Origin of the sequence: Streptomyces jumonjinensis (assembly GCF_009600885.1) — a bacterium.
In the GTDB taxonomy this organism is placed as follows: domain Bacteria; phylum Actinomycetota; class Actinomycetes; order Streptomycetales; family Streptomycetaceae; genus Streptomyces; species Streptomyces jumonjinensis.
Genome location: NZ_VCLA01000133.1, coordinates 55,913 through 75,142, shown reverse-complemented (window position 1 = coordinate 75,142; position 19,230 = coordinate 55,913). Strand labels below are relative to the sequence as shown.

The 19,230-nt window shown below is 73.0% G+C and carries 16 protein-coding genes; 4 read left to right on the top strand and 12 right to left on the bottom strand.

Features of this window, described 5'->3' with window-relative positions; translation table 11 throughout:
* Window positions 1-126: 126 nt before the first annotated feature.
* Window positions 127-1,173 (top strand): aminotransferase class V-fold PLP-dependent enzyme, encoded by a 1,047-nt coding sequence (locus FF041_RS15915; protein WP_153523418.1) that lies wholly within the window; start codon window positions 127-129, stop codon window positions 1,171-1,173.
* 95 nt (window positions 1,174-1,268) lie between these two features.
* Here FF041_RS15915 and thpD read toward each other — a convergent pair whose 3' ends face one another.
* The 5 genes from thpD to FF041_RS15890 all read right to left on the bottom strand — a co-directional run bounded on the left by thpD (window position 1,269) and on the right by FF041_RS15890 (window position 6,013).
* Window positions 1,269-2,162: an ectoine hydroxylase gene (thpD, locus tag FF041_RS15910; RefSeq protein ID WP_153523417.1), complete on the bottom strand. Its 894-nt coding sequence runs from the start codon at window positions 2,160-2,162 to the stop codon at window positions 1,269-1,271.
* Between the two features lie 3 nt (window positions 2,163-2,165).
* Window positions 2,166-2,564 (bottom strand): ectoine synthase, encoded by a 399-nt coding sequence (locus FF041_RS15905; RefSeq protein WP_153523416.1) that lies wholly within the window; start codon window positions 2,562-2,564, stop codon window positions 2,166-2,168.
* A 119-nt stretch (window positions 2,565-2,683) separates the two neighbouring features.
* Complete coding sequence (ectB, locus tag FF041_RS15900; RefSeq protein ID WP_323391918.1) at window positions 2,684-3,952, bottom strand: diaminobutyrate--2-oxoglutarate transaminase; 1,269 nt, start codon at window positions 3,950-3,952, stop codon at window positions 2,684-2,686.
* Between the two features lie 23 nt (window positions 3,953-3,975).
* Window positions 3,976-4,563 (bottom strand): diaminobutyrate acetyltransferase, encoded by a 588-nt coding sequence (gene ectA / locus FF041_RS15895; RefSeq protein ID WP_153523415.1) that lies wholly within the window; start codon window positions 4,561-4,563, stop codon window positions 3,976-3,978.
* Between the two features lie 349 nt (window positions 4,564-4,912).
* The gene (locus tag FF041_RS15890) at window positions 4,913-6,013 is read right to left on the bottom strand and encodes a pyridoxal-phosphate-dependent aminotransferase family protein (protein ID WP_323391917.1); all 1,101 of its coding nucleotides are present in this window, start codon (window positions 6,011-6,013) and stop codon (window positions 4,913-4,915) included.
* A gap of 238 nt (window positions 6,014-6,251) precedes the next feature.
* Here FF041_RS15890 and FF041_RS15885 point away from each other — a divergent pair, with 238 nt between their 5' ends.
* Window positions 6,252-7,349: an amidohydrolase family protein gene (locus FF041_RS15885; RefSeq protein WP_153523414.1), complete on the top strand. Its 1,098-nt coding sequence runs from the start codon at window positions 6,252-6,254 to the stop codon at window positions 7,347-7,349.
* A 305-nt stretch (window positions 7,350-7,654) separates the two neighbouring features.
* Window positions 7,655-8,578 carry an SCO1860 family LAETG-anchored protein gene (locus FF041_RS15880; RefSeq protein ID WP_323391916.1) on the top strand — a complete coding sequence of 308 codons (924 nt, stop codon included), beginning with the start codon at window positions 7,655-7,657 and terminating at the stop codon, window positions 8,576-8,578.
* A 227-nt stretch (window positions 8,579-8,805) separates the two neighbouring features.
* Here the strand turns inward: FF041_RS15880 and cobC are convergent, their stop codons facing one another.
* Window positions 8,806-9,867 carry an Rv2231c family pyridoxal phosphate-dependent protein CobC gene (gene cobC / locus FF041_RS15875; protein WP_153480042.1) on the bottom strand — a complete coding sequence of 354 codons (1,062 nt, stop codon included), beginning with the start codon at window positions 9,865-9,867 and terminating at the stop codon, window positions 8,806-8,808.
* Between the two features lie 531 nt (window positions 9,868-10,398).
* Entirely contained in the window at window positions 10,399-11,739 is a 1,341-nt protein-coding gene (locus FF041_RS15870) for a cobalamin biosynthesis protein (protein WP_153523413.1), read from the bottom strand.
* Between the two features lie 90 nt (window positions 11,740-11,829).
* On the opposite strand from FF041_RS15870, the gene FF041_RS15865 reads away from it, so the two are divergent.
* Window positions 11,830-12,552, top strand: a complete 723-nt coding sequence (locus tag FF041_RS15865) for a ZIP family metal transporter (protein WP_153523412.1) — start codon at window positions 11,830-11,832, stop codon at window positions 12,550-12,552.
* 503 nt (window positions 12,553-13,055) lie between these two features.
* Here the strand turns inward: FF041_RS15865 and FF041_RS15860 are convergent.
* The 5 genes from FF041_RS15860 to FF041_RS15840 form a co-directional block, all read right to left on the bottom strand.
* Window positions 13,056-14,405, bottom strand: a complete 1,350-nt coding sequence (locus tag FF041_RS15860; protein ID WP_323391915.1) for a cobyrinate a,c-diamide synthase — start codon at window positions 14,403-14,405, stop codon at window positions 13,056-13,058.
* Complete coding sequence (gene cobO / locus FF041_RS15855; protein ID WP_153523411.1) at window positions 14,399-14,998, bottom strand: cob(I)yrinic acid a,c-diamide adenosyltransferase; 600 nt, start codon at window positions 14,996-14,998, stop codon at window positions 14,399-14,401. Before cobO ends, FF041_RS15860 begins: the two co-directional genes overlap by 7 nt.
* The gene (locus FF041_RS15850) at window positions 14,998-17,100 is read right to left on the bottom strand and encodes a putative cobaltochelatase (protein ID WP_153523410.1); all 2,103 of its coding nucleotides are present in this window, start codon (window positions 17,098-17,100) and stop codon (window positions 14,998-15,000) included. The genes cobO and FF041_RS15850 overlap by 1 nt, the downstream gene beginning before the upstream one ends.
* The gene (locus tag FF041_RS15845) at window positions 17,097-18,722 is read right to left on the bottom strand and encodes a cobyric acid synthase (RefSeq protein ID WP_153523409.1); all 1,626 of its coding nucleotides are present in this window, start codon (window positions 18,720-18,722) and stop codon (window positions 17,097-17,099) included. Before FF041_RS15845 ends, FF041_RS15850 begins: the two co-directional genes overlap by 4 nt.
* A partial coding sequence (locus FF041_RS15840) for a cobalamin biosynthesis protein (protein ID WP_194292048.1) occupies window positions 18,719-19,230 on the bottom strand: 512 nt, incomplete at its 5' end. The genes FF041_RS15840 and FF041_RS15845, both read right to left, overlap by 4 nt.

The following is a 19,230-nucleotide window of genomic DNA, read 5'->3' as shown; positions in this document are numbered from 1 at the left end:
CCCGGCTTCCGGACGGCCCGTGCCGATTCCGTGGACTGTCCGTAAGTGTGGTTTAAGGACTGCTGAACGGTTCCCTTCAGCGATTCTCGATTGACCCGCGGAGAGGCGCGGCTCAGGGTTGATCCCATGGAGACCCTGGGCGGTACCGAGTTCGCACCGGAATCGGCGTATCTCAACACCTCTACCTGCGGGCTGCTGCCCCACCGGGCCGTCACCGCGATGGCGGAGCTGGCGCGGGAGCTCGCGGCCGGGCGGCCGGAGGGCGCCGGGGACTGGGGCCAGGTCAGCGCGGCCCGCGGCTCCTTCGCCCGGCTCACCGGCGTATCCGAGGGCCGGGTCGCGGTCGGCGGCTCGGTCTCGGTCCACACCGGCCTGATCGCGAGCTCGCTGCCCCCCGGCGCCGAGGTCCTCTTCCCCGAGGGGGAGTTCGCCTCGGTCGTCACCCCGTTCATCGCCCGCGGCGATCTCAAGCCGCGCTACGCCCCGCTGGACGGCCTCGCCGACGCGGTACGGCCCGGCACCGCTCTGGTCGCCTTCTCCGCGGTGCAGTCCGCGGACGGCCGGATCGTCGATCTGCGGGCGGTACGGGAGGCGGCAGCCGCACACGGAGCCCGTACGCTCCTCGACGCCAGCCAGTCCGCCGGCTGGCTGCCGCTGGACGCGGGCGCGTGGGATTTCACCGTGACGGGCGGCTTCAAGTATCTGCTCTGCCCCCGGGGGGTCTCCTTCCTCACGGTCACCGAGGAGGCGCAGCGGACCGTGGCGCCGCTGCACGCCGGGGCCCTCGCCGCCGAATCGCCGTGGGAGGCGTTCTACGGGCCGGTGAAACGGTTCGCCCGTTCGGCCCGCCGCTTCGACGAGCCCCCGGCCTATCTGTCCTACCACGGGGCCGCCCCGGCGCTGGCGCTGCTGGAGGAGATCGGCGTCGAGGCGGTTCACGCCCATGCCACGGCGCTGGCACGGCGGTTCCGGGAGGGGCTGAGCTCCCTGGGCCACATCCCGATCCCGGGCGACTCGGCGATCGTCGCGGTACCGGGGCTGGGCGGCCGGGCCGAGGAGCTGGCCCGGGCGGGGGTCGTCGTATCGGCGCGGGCGGGGAATCTGCGGGCCGCCTTCCACCTCTACAACTCGGCGGCCGACGCGGACCGGGCCCTGGACGTCATCGCGGGCTGAGCGGTGAGCGGCCCGGGGCCGGTCCGGTGTCGCGGACCGGCCCCGGGTTCCCGTACGGGCCCCGGACTCCCGTACGGCCTCAGCGCGCGGAGTTCTCAGCGCACAGGGGTGAAATCCCGTGCTCCGATGAACTCCGGCCGGGGCGACGGAGCCGCGAACGGCCGCACCGCCGCGTTCTCCACGCTGTTGAACACGATGAACACATTGCTCCGCGCGTACGGCGTGATGTTGTCGCCCGAACCGTGCATGCAGTTGCAGTCGAACCAGGTCGCCGAACCGGCCCCGCCGGTGAAGAGCCGGATGCCGTGCTCATCGGCGAGCCGGGTCAGCGCCGCGTCCGACGGGGTGCCCGCGTCCTGCATCCGGAGCGACTGCTTGTAGTTGTCCTCGGGAGTCGCACCCGCGCACCCCAGGAACGCCCGGTGCGAACCAGGCATGATCATCAGACCGCCGTTGGTGTCCCGGTTCTCGGTCAGCGCGATCGAGACCGAGACGGTCCGCATGCGCGGCAGGCCGTCCTCGGCATGCCAGGTCTCGAAGTCGGAGTGCCAGTAGAACCCCGAAGCGCCGAAGCCCGGCTTCACATTGACACGGGACTGATGGACATAGACGTCCGAGCCGAGAATCTGCCGGGCCCGGCCCACCACCCGCTCATCGCGCACCAGCGCGGCGAAGAACCCGCTGAGCCGGTGCACCTCGAACACCGAGCGCACGGCGCGCGACTTCGGCTCCACGATGGAGCGTTCATCGGCGCGTACGGCGGGGTCGGCGATCAGCCGGTCCAGCTCCGCGCGGTAGAGGGCCACCTCGGCATCGGTGATCTGCTCCGGGACGGTGAGAAACCCGTCCCGCTCGTACTCCAGCAGCTCGGCCGGGAGCATGGGCCCCGGCACGCCCGGCGCCGACCAGACGACCGGATCCTGACGCGGGGTGATCACTTCGCCCGTGCCGCGGGTCGGATAGGGATCGGTGCGCGCGGTGGTCGTCATGGCTCAGCCCTCCTCGGTGATCAGGGGATAGACGCCGTTCTCGTCGTGGTCCTCCCGCCCGGTGACGGGCGGGTTGAAGACGCAGACACAGCGGAAGTCGGTCCTGGGCCGGAGCGTGTGCCGCTCATGGCCGTCCAGCAGATACATCGTTCCGGGCGTGATCCAGTGGGTCTCGCCCGTCTCGTCGTCGGTGAGCTCGGCCTCGCCCTCCACGCAGAGGACGGCCTCGATGTGATTCGCGTACCACATCGAGGTCGCGGTGCCCGCGTAGAGCACGGTCTCGTGGAGCGAGAAGCCCGCCTTCTCCCTGGCGAGCACGAGACGCTTGCTCTCCCAGGTGCCGGAGGCGGATCTGACATGGCGGTCGGTGTTCTCGATGTCCTTGAGCGAACGGACGAGCATGGCGCGTCGCAGCCTTTCTCTCGGTCGGCGAGGGTGCGTGTGGTGTGTGTTGTACGTACGGGGCGTACAGGGCGTACGGGGTGTACCGGGTCTTTCGGGGCGTACGGGCCCGTCGGAGCTCAGGCCGTCTCCCGTACCGAGCGGGCGAGGATCCGCAGGCCCTCGTCCAGCTCCTCCGGTGAGACGGTCAGCGGCGGAAGCAGCTTCACCACTTCGCTCCGCGGGCCCGAGGTCTCCAGCAGCAGCCCCAGTTCGAAGGCGCGCGCGCAGATCGCGGAGGCGCGCGCCGGGTCGGTGAACTCCAGCCCCCAGACCAGTCCCCGGCCTCTGAGGCTCACCCCGGGATCGGCGCTCTCGGCGGCCATCGCCAGCAGCGCCTGCTCTACCTGCTCGCCCCTGGCCAGGGTCTGCTTCTCCATCTGGCCGTCCGCCCAGTAGGCGTTCAGCGCCGCGGCGGCCGTCACGAACGCGGGGTTGTTGCCCCGGAAGGTGCCGTTGTGCTCGCCGGGCTCCCAGATGTCCAGCTCCGGTTTGAACAGACAGAGCGACATGGGCAGTCCATAACCGCTGATGGACTTCGACAGGGTGACGATGTCCGGGACGATGCCCGCCTCCTCGAAGGAGAAGAAGCCGCCGGTACGGCCGCACCCCATCTGGATGTCGTCCACGATCAGCAGCATGTCGCGCCGTTCGCAGAGTGACTGGAGCGCGCGCAGCCACTCGGCGCGGGCGACATTGATCCCGCCCTCGCCCTGCACGGTCTCCACGATCACGGCCGCGGGTTTGTTCAGCCCGGAGCCCTGGTCCTCCAGCAGCCGCTCGAACCAGAGGAAGTCCGGCATCTGTCCGTCGAAGTAGTTGTCGAACGGCATCGGGGTGCCGTGCACCAGCGGGATGCCGGCCCCGGCGCGCTTGAAGGCGTTCCCGGTGACGGCGAGCGAGCCCAGCGACATCCCGTGGAAGGCGTTGGTGAAGGAGACGACGGACTCGCGGCCCTTCACCTTGCGGGCCAGTTTGAGGGCCGCCTCGACCGCGTTGGTGCCGGTCGGGCCGGGGAACATGACCTTGTACGGAAGGTCGCGCGGTCGCAGCACGACGTTCTGGAACGACTCCAGGAACGCGCGTTTCGCCGTGGTGGCCATGTCCAGGCCGTGGGTGATGCCGTCGCGTTCGATGTAGTCGATCAGCGCGCGTTTCAGCACCGGGTTGTTGTGGCCGTAGTTGAGCGATCCGGCCCCGGCGAAGAAGTCGAGATAGGTGTGGCCGTCCTCGTCGTGGAGGCGGCTGCCCTGCGCGCGGTCGAAGACCGCGGGCCAGCCGCGGCAGTAGCTGCGTACCTCCGACTCCAGGGTCTCGAAGACGCTCAGGGCGGGCGGGGTGATGGTCACAGCGGTCTCCAGAGGTCGGTCGGTCAGACGGCGATGGGGCCGATGCGGAACAGGACTTCCGGCTGGTGGGGGCCCGGTGGCGGGCCCCCACCAGCGGCACTGTTCAGGGCTTCGGCCGGGGCTTCGTCCGGGAACAGCGCGCCGTCGAAGAGGACTTCGCGTTCGACGTGTGCGCCCTGGCGTGCCGCGTAGGAGGTGAAGAGCCGCTCGGAGGCGGTGTTGTCGGGGGTGATGGTCGTCTCCATCTCCCGTATGCCGCGCTCCGCGGTGACCTTTGCGGTCAGCGCGTCGAGCAGCACCCCCGCGAGACCCTGCCCCCGGTACGCCCGGTCGACGGCGATCTGCCAGACGACCAGGGCCCGCGGGCGCTCGGGCCGGGCGTAGCCGGTGACGAAGGCGATCGGCTCGCCGTCCGGGCCGCGTGCCACCAGCGAGGTGGCGGCGAAGTCGCGGCACCACAGCAGATAGCTGTACGAGGAGTTGAGGTCCAGGACCTCGGAGTCGCGGGCGATGCGCCAGAGCGCGGCTCCGTCCTCCACTCGTGGGGTGTCGACGGATATGAATTCGCTCGTGGTTTCGGCTCGTACAAGGTCTTCTTGTGCGGCGTTCATGTGTAAGTAATTTACCGAGCGAATTCGGAAAATGCATGGCCGGAAGGGCTTGGGTGGACTGTCTGTCTGTGTTATCGCGCGGGCGCGAATATCGATCGTCGATCGGTCTGTTTTGTTACTATTTTTACCGTGTGAAAAGGGTGTATCGGGCACAGTGTGGAGTCGATCACATGGTCGCCCGCCCGCTGGGACTCCTATCGGATCCTTAGCGTTTAAGGCCGCTGGGTCGGGGCAGAAGAAAACGGGAAGCTGCCATATGTGAAGGCAGCTTCCCGTTGTATTCAAATGAAGAGGAGTTCACCGGGCTGTTTTATTTGCCGGCCCCTCGAAAAGGGTGGTGGGGAGAGGGTTATGCCCAGACCCCGGACACCGCCCGCCCGGCCGCCTCCAGATCGACGGAGGCCCCCGTCTCCGCGAGCGCACCGCCCAGCGCGGCCAGCGAGGAGCGCACCGCGCCCCGGGTGGCGTCCACGCCGTAGTGGTTGACCCGGATCATCTCCTTGGCCAGCGCGCCGCCGCCCGCGATCAGCGGGAGCGAGGGATCGGCCGCCAGCGCCTTCGCGACCAGCTCGGACGCGTCCACCCCGGCCGGGGCGCGCAGCGTGGTGGCGACCGGCGCCGCGTCCCGGGCGTCATGGACATACGGCTCAAGACCGCCGCCGAGCGCCGTCGCGCCCGCGCGGGTCGCGGCGGCGGCCGAGGCGTGCCGGGCCATCAGCGCGGCCAGGCCCTCCGCCTCGATCCGCTCCACGCACGCCTCAAGAGCCAGCATCTCCAGCTGCGCGGGCGCGTGAAGGAGCGCCTTCCGTCCGCCGTCGATCCAGCGCTCCTTCCAGTCCAGCAGCGAGAGATACGAGCGCCGGGGCGCGGCCGGATTGGCCGCGAACCGCTCCCAGGCGCGCTCGCTCACCGACACGGCCGAGACGCCGGCCGGGCCGCCCATCGCCTTCTGCGCGCCGATCACACAGAGGTCGACGCCCCAGGCGTCCGGCAGCAGCGGCTCGGCGGCGACCGACGCCACCGCGTCCAGCATGAAGAGCGCGCCGTGACGGCGGACGACCTCGCCGATCTCGGCCACCGGGTTGGTGTTGCCGGTGGCGGCCTCCGCGTGCACCAGCGAGACGAAGTCGATCTCCGGGTGCGCGGCGAGCGCCCGCTCCACCTGCTCGGCGGTGACCGCGGTGTGGAAGGGCACCTCCAGGTCGACGACCTTCGCGCCGCAGTCGCGCAGCCAGTTCCCGAAGGTCTGGCCGTACGGGCCGGTGACGACGTTCAGCGCGGTGGAGCCCGGGCGCGCGCCGCCGCGGATGCAGCCCTCCAGCGGAAGCAGCGCCTCGCCCTGCGTGATCACGACGTCCTGCTCGGTGTCGAGCAGTGCGGCGACCCGGCGTTCGACGCCGGCGAAGTGCGCGGCGGTCAGCGGGGGCAGATCCAGAAGCGGATGTGTCACGACAAGGCCTTCTTCGCGGAATGGGTGTTCTCGACCGGGCTTGTCCGGTCTCCTGGTCGAGGGTACCCAGGGGGACGCCCGGACCCGGTTCCGGGACGGCCGGTGCCTCCGCGGGCGCGGTCCCGGTGCGGCTGGTACCGCGCGGGCTCTCCACGGGCCCGGTCCCGGGCGGGCTGGTACCGCGCGGGCTCTCCTCGGGCCCGGCCCCGGGGCGTCGCCGGCCTCGTACAGTGCTGGCATGAGCGATCGCGTGACAGTGCATGTGAAGGGGCGGGTGCTCGTCGGTCCGGAGGAGGTACGGGACGAACTGTGGGTCGTCGGCGGGCGGATCTCCTACCAGCGGCCGTCCGGATCCGCCGGTGCCGAGGCGCTGACGGTGACGGGCTGGGCGCTGCCCGGTCTGGTCGACGCGCACTGCCATGTGGGCCTCGACCAGCACGGCCCGGTGGACGACGCCGCCAGCGAGAAGCAGGCGCTCGCCGACCGGGAGGCCGGAACCCTGCTGATCCGGGACGCCGGATCGCCCTCCGACACCCGCTGGATCGACGACCGGGAGGATCTCCCCAAGATCATCCGGGCGGGTCGTCATATCGCGCGGACCCGGCGCTACATCCGCAACTACGCCCATGAGATCGAGCCCGACGACCTGGTGGCGTATGTCGCCCGGGAGGCCCGGCGCGGCGACGGCTGGGTCAAGCTCGTCGGCGACTGGATCGACCGGGAGGCCGGCGATCTGACCGCGTGCTGGCCGCGCGGCGCGGTCGAGGCGGCGATCGCCGAGGCGCACCGGCTGGGCGCGCGGGTGACGGCGCACTGCTTCGCCGAGGACTCGCTCCGGGATCTGGTGGAGGCGGGCATCGACTGTATCGAGCACGCGACCGGGCTCACCGAGGACACCATCCCGCTCTTCGCCGAACGCGGGGTGGCGATCGTCCCCACCCTTGTCAACATCGCTTCCTTCCCGGTGCTCGCGGACGGCGGCGAGACCAAGTTCCCGGCCTGGTCGGCCCATATGCGGCGGCTGCACGAGCGCCGGTACGACACGGTCCGCGCGGCCTACGACGCGGGAATCCCCGTCTTCGTCGGCACGGACGCGGGAGGCTCGCTCGCCCATGGGCTGGTCGCGGCGGAGGTCGCCGAACTGGTGAAGGCCGGAATCCCGTCGCTCCAGGCGCTGTCGGCGACCTCCTGGGGCGCGCGCGAGTGGCTGGGACGGCCCGCTCTCGAAGAGGGCGTGCCCGCGGATCTGGTGGTGTACGACGAGGACCCCCGGGCCGATGTCAGGGCGCTGGCGGCGCCGCGCCGGGTGATCCTGAACGGGCGGGTGGTCGGCTGAGCGCCCCGCGCCCGGTCCGCCTTCGGTCTTCTCGCGGCCCTCGGGGTCCCGGAACGGCCGCCGTGGTGCGAACGGCCGCCGTGGACCGGCGTACGCCCCCTCCGTCGCGGCGGAAGGGCCCACAGAGAACACCCGTGCCTCAGGAATCGAATACAGACGCGGAAACCTCACTTTGGAGTGAACTAACGCCAGGTGTCCATCGGTTCACTCTCGGTGCGTAAAGATTCCGGTGTCCCGGTCGCCACCGCCCACAGTCCCTGTGGGACGGCGGGCGACGCCATGTCTCCTGTGAGGGTTCCACCACCGTGAACAGCGACACCTTACGCATGCCCGCCCGCCGCCGCGCCGCCGTCCTGACCTCGGCCGCGGCCTCTGTCGCGCTGATCGCGGCGCCCTCGGCCCTCACCGGGCCGGCGCATGCCGCCGGAGGCGGCGCCGAGGGGCGGGCGGACGCGGTCGTACTGCGCACCGGGCTCCAGATCTCCCTGCTCGACAAGACCGTCCAGGTCCCCCTCACCGCCTCCCTCAACGCGGTGAAGGCCCCCGCGTCCGCCGACAGCACCACGCTGAGCGTGCGGCTGGACGGCGTCGACCAGGGCAGGCCCTTCCAGGTGCTGCGGGCGGACGTCGCCGAGGCGAAGGCCACCGCCGACAAGCGGCGGGCCGAGGGCCATGCCCAGCTGGTGCGGGCCCGGGTACGGGTGCCGGGGCTGCCGCTGCTCTCGCTCGTCGAAGTCGAGAAGGTCGTCTCCAAGGCCGTGTGCGCGGTGGGCGAGCGGCCTGTCGCGGAATCGAATCTGCTCGGCGGGGTGAAGGTTCTCGGCAAGCAGGTCGCCCTCTCCGTCGGCGGCCGGACGAACGTCGCGGCGCCGGGGGTCGGCGAGGTGACCCTCGATCTGTCCAGGACCCGCACCACCTCCCGGACGGCCGCCGCGACCGCGCTGGAGCTGAAGGTCGCGGTGAACCCGCTGAGCCTGAACGTCGCCGAGGTGAACGGCACGGTCACCCTGGCCGAGGCCACCTGTGAGTCGCCCAGGGCCGGGCAGCGGCCCGCCGCCGCCTCGACCTCCGGCGTCAAGCCCCAGACCGGGCCCGCCGAGAACCTCGCCGAGACGGGCGGCAGCTCCACCACGCCGTATCTCGCGGCGGGCGCGGCGGCACTGCTGGGGCTGGGCGGCACCGCGCTGCTCCTGGCACGCGGCCGGGCCAGGTCCCGCCGCCGCGGCTGAACCGCCCGGCCGGAGCCCTGGGCCGGGGCGGCATGAGGCCGGGGCATACGAGACCGGGCTGTACGAGACCGGTTCCGCATGCGGAACGGGGACTTCTGGCCAGGGCTGTACGACCGGGTCGGCTGTCCGGGCCGGGAGCCGCCCCGGGGGGCTCCCGGCCCCTTCGGGCAGGAGCCCTCCGGCCCACTGGCGCGTTCAGGGCGTCCCGGCACCGCCCGGCGGGACCCTCAGCCGACCATGGCCAGCGCCTGATCCAGCGCCTGGAGGAAACGGTTGGTCGTGGCACGGTCGCGTACCGCGATCCGCAGCCACCCCGGACCGAGCCCCGGGAAGGTGTCACCGCGGCGCACCGCGAACCCCAGAGAGCGCAGCCGCTCCCGCACCTCCGCGCCCCGCCGCACATGGACCAGGACGAAAGACGCCTCCGCGCTCTGGACGACGCGGGTCTCCTCGAACTCGGCGAGCCCGGCCAGCAGATGGGCCCGCTCCAGCGCGATCAGCCGGGCCGCCTGCTCCGCCTCCTTCAGCGCGGCCGGGGCCATGCACGCCTCCGCCGCCGTCAGCGCGGGAGTGGACACCGGCCAGAGCGGCTGGGCCCGCGCCAGGGCCGATACCGTCTCCGGTTCGGCCAGCACATAGCCGATGCGCAGACCCGCCAGCCCCCAGGTCTTGGTGAGACTGCGCAGCACCACCAGACCCGGCACATCCGTCCGGCCCGCCAGCGTCCCCGCCTCCTCCGGCACGGCGTCCATGAAGGCCTCGTCCACGACGAGCAGCCGCCCGGGGCGGGCCAGAGAGGCGATGTCCTCGGGGGAGTGGAGCACCGATGTGGGATTGGTCGGATTCCCGATCACCACCAGATCCGCGGATTCCGGCACCTCCCGGGGATCGAGACGGAAGCCGTTCGCCTCGCGCAGCAGCAGCCGGTCCACGGTGTGGCCCGCGTCCCGCAGAGCCGCCTCGGGCTCGGTGAACTGGGGGTGTACGACCAGGGGACGGCGTACCGCGAGCGCGCGCGCCAGCAGCACGAACGCCTCCGCCGCCCCGGAGGTCAACAGGACGCGCTCCGCCGGAAGACCGTGCCGCGCGGCGACGGCGGCCCGCGCGGCACGGTTGTCCGGATAGGCGGCCAGGGAGGTCAGCGAACCGGCGACGCACTCACGCAGCCACTCGGGGGGAGTGCTCGTCCGCACATTGACCGCGAGATCGATCAGCCCCGCGCCGGCGTCGCGTATCTCCGCATCGCCGTGGTGGCGCAGGTCGTGTGAACCGTCAGTGTGCATGTGCATGGCTGCCGTGGGGGTGAGGGCGGGCGGCGGACCGGGACGTCTCGGCGGCCGTGCGGGCGGTGGGGCGGGCGAGGACCGGCGCGGTACGTCTCCTCCGGCCGGCTCCGGTCAGCTCGGCGACCGATCTGCCGGGGGGCGTGAGGGGCGCGCGGCACTCCGGCGCCGGCCGGGAGAGCCTGCTGCCCTGGGCGCGATGGCCGGCGGTCGTCGCTGTGGGCGTTGGTGTGGGCGGGGCGGTCACACATTCTCCTCGGGGTGGGGGGAGGGACAGGGGACCCGGGGCGGCTGGGCCTCAGGGCCCGGGGGTTTCGCCGCCGTCCGGCTGCGCCGTGGCCGCTAGGGCGCGGGCGCATGGGGATGGAGCGGCGGGGACGGAGCCGGTACCGGCGGGGACCGGGCGGGCGGTCCGGCACCGGTGGGGAGCAGCGGTCCGACAGGGCGTGACGCACTCCGCGCCGGCCCGTCCCGCGCGGGACGGCGCGGAGCGGGGCGCACGGCTCGCGGCCGCACCGGGCGCGCTGTCGCGGGGGATCATGCCTGCCACCGGTAGCCGTACGGGGTCACCATGCGGCTCGCGATGGCGCGGGTGGCTGTGTTGCCGACCGTCACGACGGTCATCATGTCCAGCGCTGAGGGATCCACTCCGGACAGAGTCGTCACACGGCTTGAATCATTCGGTCGCGACGCATTCCAGACGATCCCCAGAGGTGTCCGGTGCGACCGGTACTCCGCCAGGACCCTGAGCGCCCTGGTCGGCCACCGGACCCGGTCCGGCCTGGAATCCCGGGCGTCCGCGCGGTGGAGGGTGATGACGGCGTCCGCGTCCGCCGCTGCCCGCAACCGGCTTTCGACCGTCTCCCACGGTGTGCCAGGGTCCGCGAGGCCGATCGACACATGGCCGTTTTCGGTGGGTGCGTCCGGGGAGTGGTCCACCTGCGGCGGGCCGCCTTCGTACGCCCCCGGCACCGCGCCGCCCTGGTGCGCCCCCGTTTCCCCGGCGGTCATGGTCACGGTGACGGTCCGTCCGGCCGGTGTGCCGGCCAGGGTCTCGACGGTCCAGGGGCCCGGCCCGGGGAGCCCGCGCGAGGGAGCCGGACGCCCGAGACCGTACTGACGCACCGGCTCGCCCTCCGCGCCCCGCGCAACACCGGGACGGGCTCCGTCCCCCACCCGGGCTTCGCCTCCGGTCCCGGGTGTGAACACCATGATCCGCCCAGGGGCCGCTCGGCGCACCACCGCGCAGGTCGCCCGCGCGCGCCGCCCCACCGGGGCCGACTTCCGCTTCGGGACGAGGAGTTCCCCGCCGCCCGCGAGCGCCGCCGCCTCTGCCACGGACGGCGTTCCCACGGCCGCCAGCGCCGCGCCGGAAGGGCTGGGCACGGCGATCCCGGCGAGCCGGCCGGCCGGATGCGCCACCAGCGGCACCCCCAGCCCCGCCGCCGCGGCCACGATCCCCGGCTCCGCCGCCTTCGCCTCGACCGTGGCCAGCTCACGGACGCTCAGCGGCGAGAGACCGGCGTCCCGCAGTGTCTCCCGTACCAGTTCGGCGATCTCCGCCGCGGGGCAGCCGGTGGCCGCCCCCACCCCGATCACCAGGGACGCGGGCCGCAGCACCCCCGGATACCCGCCGGGTCCGGTCACCCGATCCGTGACCGGGAGCACCGCGCTCCCCAGGGGGGAGGACAGCAGCAGCGCGCAGGAGGACCGGTCCCCGGCGGACCGTACGATCATCAGCCCGGCGTCCGACTCGGGCTCCGACTCGGGCTCCGGCTCCGGCTCCCGGTCCGGCCGGGCGGCGGCGCGAGCAGTACCGGTCCGCGCCGAACGCGTGATCGGCCGCGCCACGGCGGCGGCTTCATCGGGCTCGGCCATGAGCAGGGGCCTCTCGCGTCAATCGGGTGATTCGGGCGGGTCTTCATGCGGGATGTGCGCGGAAGCGGATCAATCCGCTAGCAAAGGCGCATGGCGGTGTTCGTCGCGCTCGGCGCGTTCCTGATGACGCTGTTCGGCGGCTGGACGGCGCAACGCGTCACCGATCGCCGTCACCTGGTGCTGGGCTTGGCGGGCGGGCTGATGCTCGGGGTGGTCGGCCTCGATCTGCTGCCCGAGGCGCTGGAGGCGGCGGGCCATGAGGTGTTCGGCGTCCCGCAGGCCCTGCTGCTCTTCGTCGGCGGATTCCTCGTCGCGCACATGGTGGAGCGGCTGCTGGCGGTAGGCCGGGCCGCGCACGGCGCGAGGGATCAAAAGACGCCCGAGGTGGGGCTGACGGCGGCTGCCGCGATGGTCGGGCACAGCCTGATGGACGGCGTCGCGATCGGCGCGGCGTTCCAGGTGGGCGACAGGATGGGCGTGACCGTGGCGCTCGCCGTCATCGCCCATGACTTCGCGGACGGCTTCAACACCTACACGCTCACCAGTCTGTACGGGAACACCCGGGCCAAGGCGCTCGCGATGCTGTTCGCCGATGCCTGCGCCCCCGTCGTGGGCGCGGCGTCGACCCTGCTGTTCACGCTTCCGGTGGAACTCCTCGGCAGCTACCTCGGGTTCTTCGGCGGAGCGTTGCTCTATCTCGCGGCGGCGGAGATCCTCCCGGAGGCCCACCACCCCCACCCCGCCCGCTCGACCCTGTTCTGCACGGCGGCCGGAGCGGGGTTCATCTGGCTGGTCACCGGCCTGGCGGAGTGAGGAGCCCGCTCCGGTGTACGTCTGGCGGGGTGGGCGGCCTGCTCCGGCGTGCCGGTGACCGATCCGGCCGTGTGAGGGGCCTGCTCCGGCGTGCTGGTGACCGGTCCGGCCGTGTGAGGGGCCTGCTCCGGTGTGCTGGTCGTGGGTCTGGTGCGGTGGGCGGCCCGCCTCGGTGTGCCGGTGACCGGTCCGACCGTGTGAGAGCCCCGCTCCGGTGTGCTGGTCGCCGATCTGGCGGAGTAGGCGGCCCGCCTCGGTGTGCCGGTGACCGATCCGGCCGTGTGAGAGCCCCGCTCCGGTGTGCTGGTCGCCGATCTGGCGGAGTAGGCGGCCCGCCCCGGCGTGCTGGCCACCGACCCGGCCGAGTGACCGGCCCGCCACGGCCCGCCCCCACCACGGCCCGCCGACCCCGCCGACCCCGGCGGCACCCCCTCGCCCGGCCCGGACACAGCCACGCGGAAACGATTCTTCAGGCGACGGCGACCCCCCTGCCGAAGGACCTCTCACCGGAGGCATCCCGCCACGAACCGGCGGGCCACCCCCGGCTCGGCGGCCCAGTGCGTATGCAGATAGCTCGCGTGCACACCGCGCTGGACGAACCCCTCCACCCGGCGCTCCGGCCGGTGCATCCCCCACGCGGGGACGGGCCCCGCCCCGGGCTCGATCACCGTCCGGTGGAACTCATGCCCCCGCATCCTGGTGCCCGTGGCCGCCAGAGCGCTGTCGGCCACCGCGACCGCCTCCCGGTAGCCGAGGGTCAGCCGCTCGCCCATCCGCGCCTCGGCGTCCAGCACCCCGCACATCGGCTGGCCGTCCAGCGACCGGGCGAGATACAGCAGCCCCGCGCACTCCGCCGCCACCGGCCCGCCGGAGCGCGCGAACTCGCCGACCGCCTTGCGCAGCGCCTCATTGGCCGACAGCTCCGGCGCGTACACCTCGGGGAAACCGCCGCCGATGACGATCCCCGAGGTCCCCTCGGGGAGTTCCTCGTCGCGCAGCGGATCGAAGGCGGCCACCTCCGCGCCCGCCGCGGTCAGCAGCTCGACATGCTCGGCGTACGAGAAGGTGAACGCGGGACCGCCGGCCACGGCGACCACCGGCCGCGCCCCGGCGGCCTCGGGCGCCATCCCCTCCCCGGCGCTCCAGGCCCCGGCCCCCAGCGGCGGGGCCGACCGCGCGAGGGCCAGCAGCCCCGCCAGATCGCAGCCCTGCCGCACCAGTTCACCCATCGCCGCCACCGACGCCACCGCCTCCGCGGTCCGCTCGGCCACCGGCACCAGCCCCAGATGCCGCGAGGGCGTCGCCACCGCCGCCTGGCGCCGCAGCACCCCCAGGACCGGGACCCCCACCTCCTCCAGGGCCTCCCGCAGCAGCCCCTCGTGCCGGTCGGTCGCCACCTTGTTGAGGATCACACCCCCGACCCGTACCTCCGGATCGAACGACACGAAGCCGTGCACCAGCGCCGCCGCCGAACGCGACTGCGAGGAGGCGTCCACCACCAGCACCACCGGAGCCTTCAGCAACTTCGCCGTCTGCGCCGTGGACGCCAGCTCACCGGCACCCGCCGCGCCGTCGTACATCCCCATCACCCCCTCGACCACGGCCACATCGCACCCGGCCGCGCCATGGGCGAAGAGCGGCGCCACCAGCTCCGTACCGCAGAGATAGGCGTCCAGATTGCGGCCCGGCCGGCCGGTGGCGAGGGAGTGGTAGCCGGGGTCGATGTAGTCGGGCCCCACCTTGTGGGGGGAGACGGCGAGACCCGACGCCGCGAAGGCCGCCATCAGCCCGGTCGCGACAGTGGTCTTGCCGCTGCCCGACGACGGCGCGGCGATCACCAGACGTGCTACCACTCGATGCCCCGCTGCCCCTTCTGACCCGCGTCCATCGGATGCTTCACCTTGGTCATCTCGGTCACCAGATCGGCGAAGCCGACCAGCGCGGCCGGGGCGTTGCGGCCGGTGATCACCACATGCTGGTTCCCGGGACGGTCCCGCAGCACGGATATCACCTCGTCCGTGTCCACCCAGCCCCAGTGCAGCGGGTAGGCGAACTCATCGAGCACGTACAGCTTGTAGCGCTCGGCCGCCAGATCCCGCTTGACCTGCTCCCAGCCCTCGCGGGCCGCCTCCTCATTGCTGAACTGGCGGTCGCGCTGCACCCACGACCACCCCTCGCCCATCTTGAACCAGTCGACGGAGCCGCCCTCCCCGGACGCCCCGAGCGTCCGCAGCGCGTTCTCCTCGCCGACCTTCCACTTGGCGGACTTGACGAACTGGAACACCCCGATCGGCCAGCCCTGGTTCCAGGCGCGCAGCGCGAGCCCGAAGGCGGCCGTCGACTTTCCCTTGCCGGGGCCGGTGTGGACGAACACCAGCGGGCGGTTGCGGCGCTGTCGGGTGGTGAGACCGTCGTCCGGAACGACGGAGGGCTGACCCTGTGGCATTACGCGGCCTTTCTATCGGTACCGGCGGTACGGACGCTCTTCACCAGACCGGTGATCGCGTCCGCCCGCAACTCGTCGAGTGTGACGGCCGTCCCCCGCAGATCGGCGGCGAGGGCCCCGGCGAGTCCCAGCCGTACGGGACCCGACTCGCAGTCCACGACGACGGAGGCCGTGCCCTCGGCGGCATGGAGCCGCGCGGCGCGCGAGGCCAGCGCCAGCGGATCGGGACCGCCGGTCGCCCGGCCGTCGGTGACCACCAGCAGCAGCGGCCGGCGGGCCGGATCGCGCATCCGCTCCACCCTCAGCACGTCATGCGCCTTCAGCAGCCCGGCGGCCAGCGGGGTGCGCCCGCCCGTCGGCAGCTTCTCCAGCCGGGCCGCCGCCGCGTCCACCGACGAGGTCGGCGGCAGCACCAGCTCGGCCCCGCCGCCCCGGAAGGTGATCAGACCGACCTTGTCCCTGCGCTGATAGGCGTCGAGCAGCAGCGAGAGCACCGCTCCCTTGACCGCGCCCATCCGCCGCCGGGCCGCCATCGACCCCGAGGCGTCCACCACGAAGAGCACCAGATTGGACTCACGGCCCTCCCGGGCCGCCTGGCGCAGATCGTCGCGCCGCACCACGAGACCGGGACCGCTCCGGCCGCGCGCCCGCTGATGCGGGGCCGCGGCCTGGACGGTCGCCGCGAGATGCAGCTTGCCGAGCGGGCCCCGGGGCCGTCGCGACCCCGTCGTACGCCCGTGCTCGGCGCGGGACCGCGAGCGGCGGCCCGCGGCCCCCTCGCCCATGCCGGGGACGCTCAGCGTCTTCGTACGGAACGGCTCGGCGGCGGCCACGGGCCGCTGCTCCCCGCCGCCCGCAGCGCCCCCGCCCGCCGCGTCCGGCTCCCGCTGCCCGGGAACGCCGCCCTCGGGCGGTGCGCCGTCCCCGTCCACCGCGCTGTCGTCCGGGCTGCCTGCGTCTTCCGGTCCGCCGCGAGGCTGCCCTCCGCCGGGACCGCCCCCGTCCGGGCCGCCGTCCGGGTCAGGGTCCTGATCGGGGTCGGGGTCGCTGTCGGGATCGGGGTCGGGATCGGGGTCCGGGCCGGGGTCGTCGTCCGCGAACTCCTCCAGGGTCCGGTCGAGCTTCTCCTCGTCCAGGCCCGGAGCGTCGAAGGGGTTGCGCCGCCGCCGGTGGGGGAGCGCCAGCAGCGCCGCCTGCCGTACGTCCTCGGCGAGCACATCCGTACGCCCGGCCCAGGCGGCCAGCGCGGTGGCGGTACGGGCCATCACGATGTCGGCCCGCATCCCGTCCACCTCGAACGCCGCACAGGTCGCCGCGATCTGCCGCAGCGCGCCGTCGCCCAGCCGCACCTGCGGCAGCAGCGCCCGCGCCGCCGTGATCCGCGCCCGGAGCGCGTCCTCCTCGCCCGCCCAGCGGGCGGCGAAGGAGGCGGGATCGTCGTCATAGGCCAGCCGCCGCCGCACCACCTCGACCCGCTGGTCCGGCTCCCGGGACGCGGAGACCTCCACGGTCAGCCCGAACCGGTCGAGCAACTGCGGTCGCAGCTCGCCCTCTTCCGGATTCATCGTCCCCACGAGCAGAAAGCGGGCCGCGTGCCGCACCGAGACGCCCTCGCGCTCCACATAGGACGCGCCCATGGCGGCGGCGTCCAGCAGCACATCCACCAGATGGTCGTGGAGCAGATTCACCTCGTCCACATAGAGGATCCCGCGGTGCGCGTCCGCGAGAAGCCCCGGCTCGAACGCCTTCACGCCCTCCGAGAGCGCCCGCTCGATGTCGAGCGCCCCCACGAGCCGGTCCTCCGAAGCGCCGATGGGCAGCTCCACCATGCGCGCGGGCCGCGCCACCGCGCCCACGGCCTCATGCGGACCATCGGGGCAGGCCGGGTCCGGCGACAGCGGATCGCAGGAGAAACGGCAGCCCGCGACGGTCTCCACCGCCGGTATGAGCGCCGAGAGCGCGCGCACGGCGGTGGACTTGGCGGTCCCCTTCTCACCGCGCACCAGCACCCCGCCGACCCTCGGCGACACCGCGTTGAGCAGCAGCGCCAGCCGGAGATCGTCCTGTCCGACGACGGCGGTGAACGGGTAGGGCGTGGTCATACGGTCTCCTCGGTCGTCTCCGGCGCGTCGGACGCGGCGGTCCGCGGCGCCTTGGGCGCCTTGTGCACCTTGGGCGCCGCGGGAGCGCCGGGCGCGATGAAGGGAAGGTCCGGGGGAGCGCCCCGCTCGATCAGCCGCCAGAGCGCGTCCGTGTCCGCGTGTTCCTCTATGAGGTCGCCGAGCCGGTCCAGCTGCTCTTCGCGCAGCGCTTCGAACGACGTGTCCGGAGCGGGTGTGAAACGCCGCCCGGCGGCGCTCGCGACCCGTCTCAGGAACTGCCGGCGGAAGCCGTCGCTCTCCAATGAACCGTGCCAGTGGGTCCCCCACACCTCACCGACCCGGCAGCCCTCCGGGGCACTCTCCCCGTCGCTCTCTCCGTCAGCGATGATGAAGCCGTCCCCGCCCAGCACTTCGGCGACGCCGTGGTGGATCTCGTATCCCGCCACGCGCTCGCCGAGCGCCGTCCCCGTCGGCCTCGCAAGGGTCTTGTCGGCCGCGAACCGCACCCGCACGGGCAGCAGCCCCAGACCGGCCACGGCACCCGCCCGTGACTCGACCTCGTCCTCGATGTGCTCGCCGAGCAGCTGATATCCGCCGCAGATCCCCAGCACCGGCCGCCCCTCGGCCGCCCTGCGCGCCAGCTCCCGCGCCAGTCCCCGCTCCCTCAGCCACTCCAACGCGCGGACCGTGCCCCGGGTTCCCGGCACGACGACCAGATCCGCGTCGCTCAACTCCTCGGGCCGGTCCACGAATCGGACCACCACGCCCGGCTCGGCGGCCAGCGCGTCGACATCGGTGAAATTGGACATCAGCGGCACCGCGCAGACCGCGACCCGCAGCACATCCGCACCGGCCGGCGGTGCGACGACCGACTCGCGCACGGCCCCCCGCAGCGAGACCCGCAGCCCGTCCTCCTCGTCGATGCCGAGCCCGTGCGCGTACGGCAGCACCCCGTAGGTCCGCCGCCCGGTGAGCCCCAGAAGCATGTCGAGCCCCGGTTCGAGCAGCGACACATCGCCCCGGAACTTATTGACGAGATACCCCGCCACCAGCTTCTGGTCCTCGGCGCTCAGCAGCGCCGTCGTACCGAAGAAGGAGGCGAACACCCCGCCCCGGTCGATGTCGCCGACCACGAGCACCGGCAGCCGCGCGGCCCGGGCGATCCCCATGTTCACGATGTCCGTACGCCGCAGATTGATCTCCGCCGGGCTGCCCGCGCCCTCGCAGATCACCGCGTCATGGGTGCTCCGCAGCTCCTCCAGACACTCCACGACCGTCCCGAGGAGGGCCTCCTGCCGCCCTCCGTGGTAGCCCCGGGCGCTCAGTTCGCCGACCGGCCTGCCCATCAGCACCACCTGGCTGCTGCGGTCGCCGCCGGGCTTGAGCAGCACCGGGTTCATCAGCACGCTCGGCTCGACCCGCGCCGCCCGCGCCTGCATCGCCTGCGCCCGGCCGATCTCCGCGCCCTCCCGGGTCACATAGGAGTTCAGCGACATGTTCTGCCCCTTGAACGGGGCGACCTTCACTCCCTGCCGTACCAGCCAGCGGCAGATCCCCGCCGTGATCACGCTCTTGCCCGCATCGGATGTGGTGCCCGCGACGAGCAGCCCGCCTCCGGTCATCGGACCTCCCCCTTGTGTCGAGCCTTGTACCGCGCCCCGCGCGCCCGTTTCATCAGCTGTCCCACGGCGAGCCTGCCCACCGCGCTCACGCCCAGCGCCAGCAGACCCGTCCGCCGTGACAGCCGTACCGCCCGCTCGATGTCCGTGGTCCGCACCGGCCGTCCCCGGCCGTTGAGCACCGGCCGGTGCTCGACCCGCCCGCCGTACGACAGCGTCCCGCCGAGCCGTACGCCCAGCGCCCCGGCGAAGGCGGCCTCCACCGGACCCGCGTTGGGGCTCGGATGCCGGTGCGCGTCGGTCCGCCAGGCGTGTACGGCGCCCCGCGCGTCGCCGCCGGCGAGTACGGCGAGGGCGGCCGTGAGCCGGGCCCCCGGCCAGCCGGCGACATCGTCCAGCCGGGCCGACGCCCAGCCGAACCGCCGGTAGCGGGGGGATTTGTGGCCGACCATCGCGTCGAGCGTGTTGACGGCGCGGAATCCCACCAGTCCGGGCACGCCCGCGACGGCGC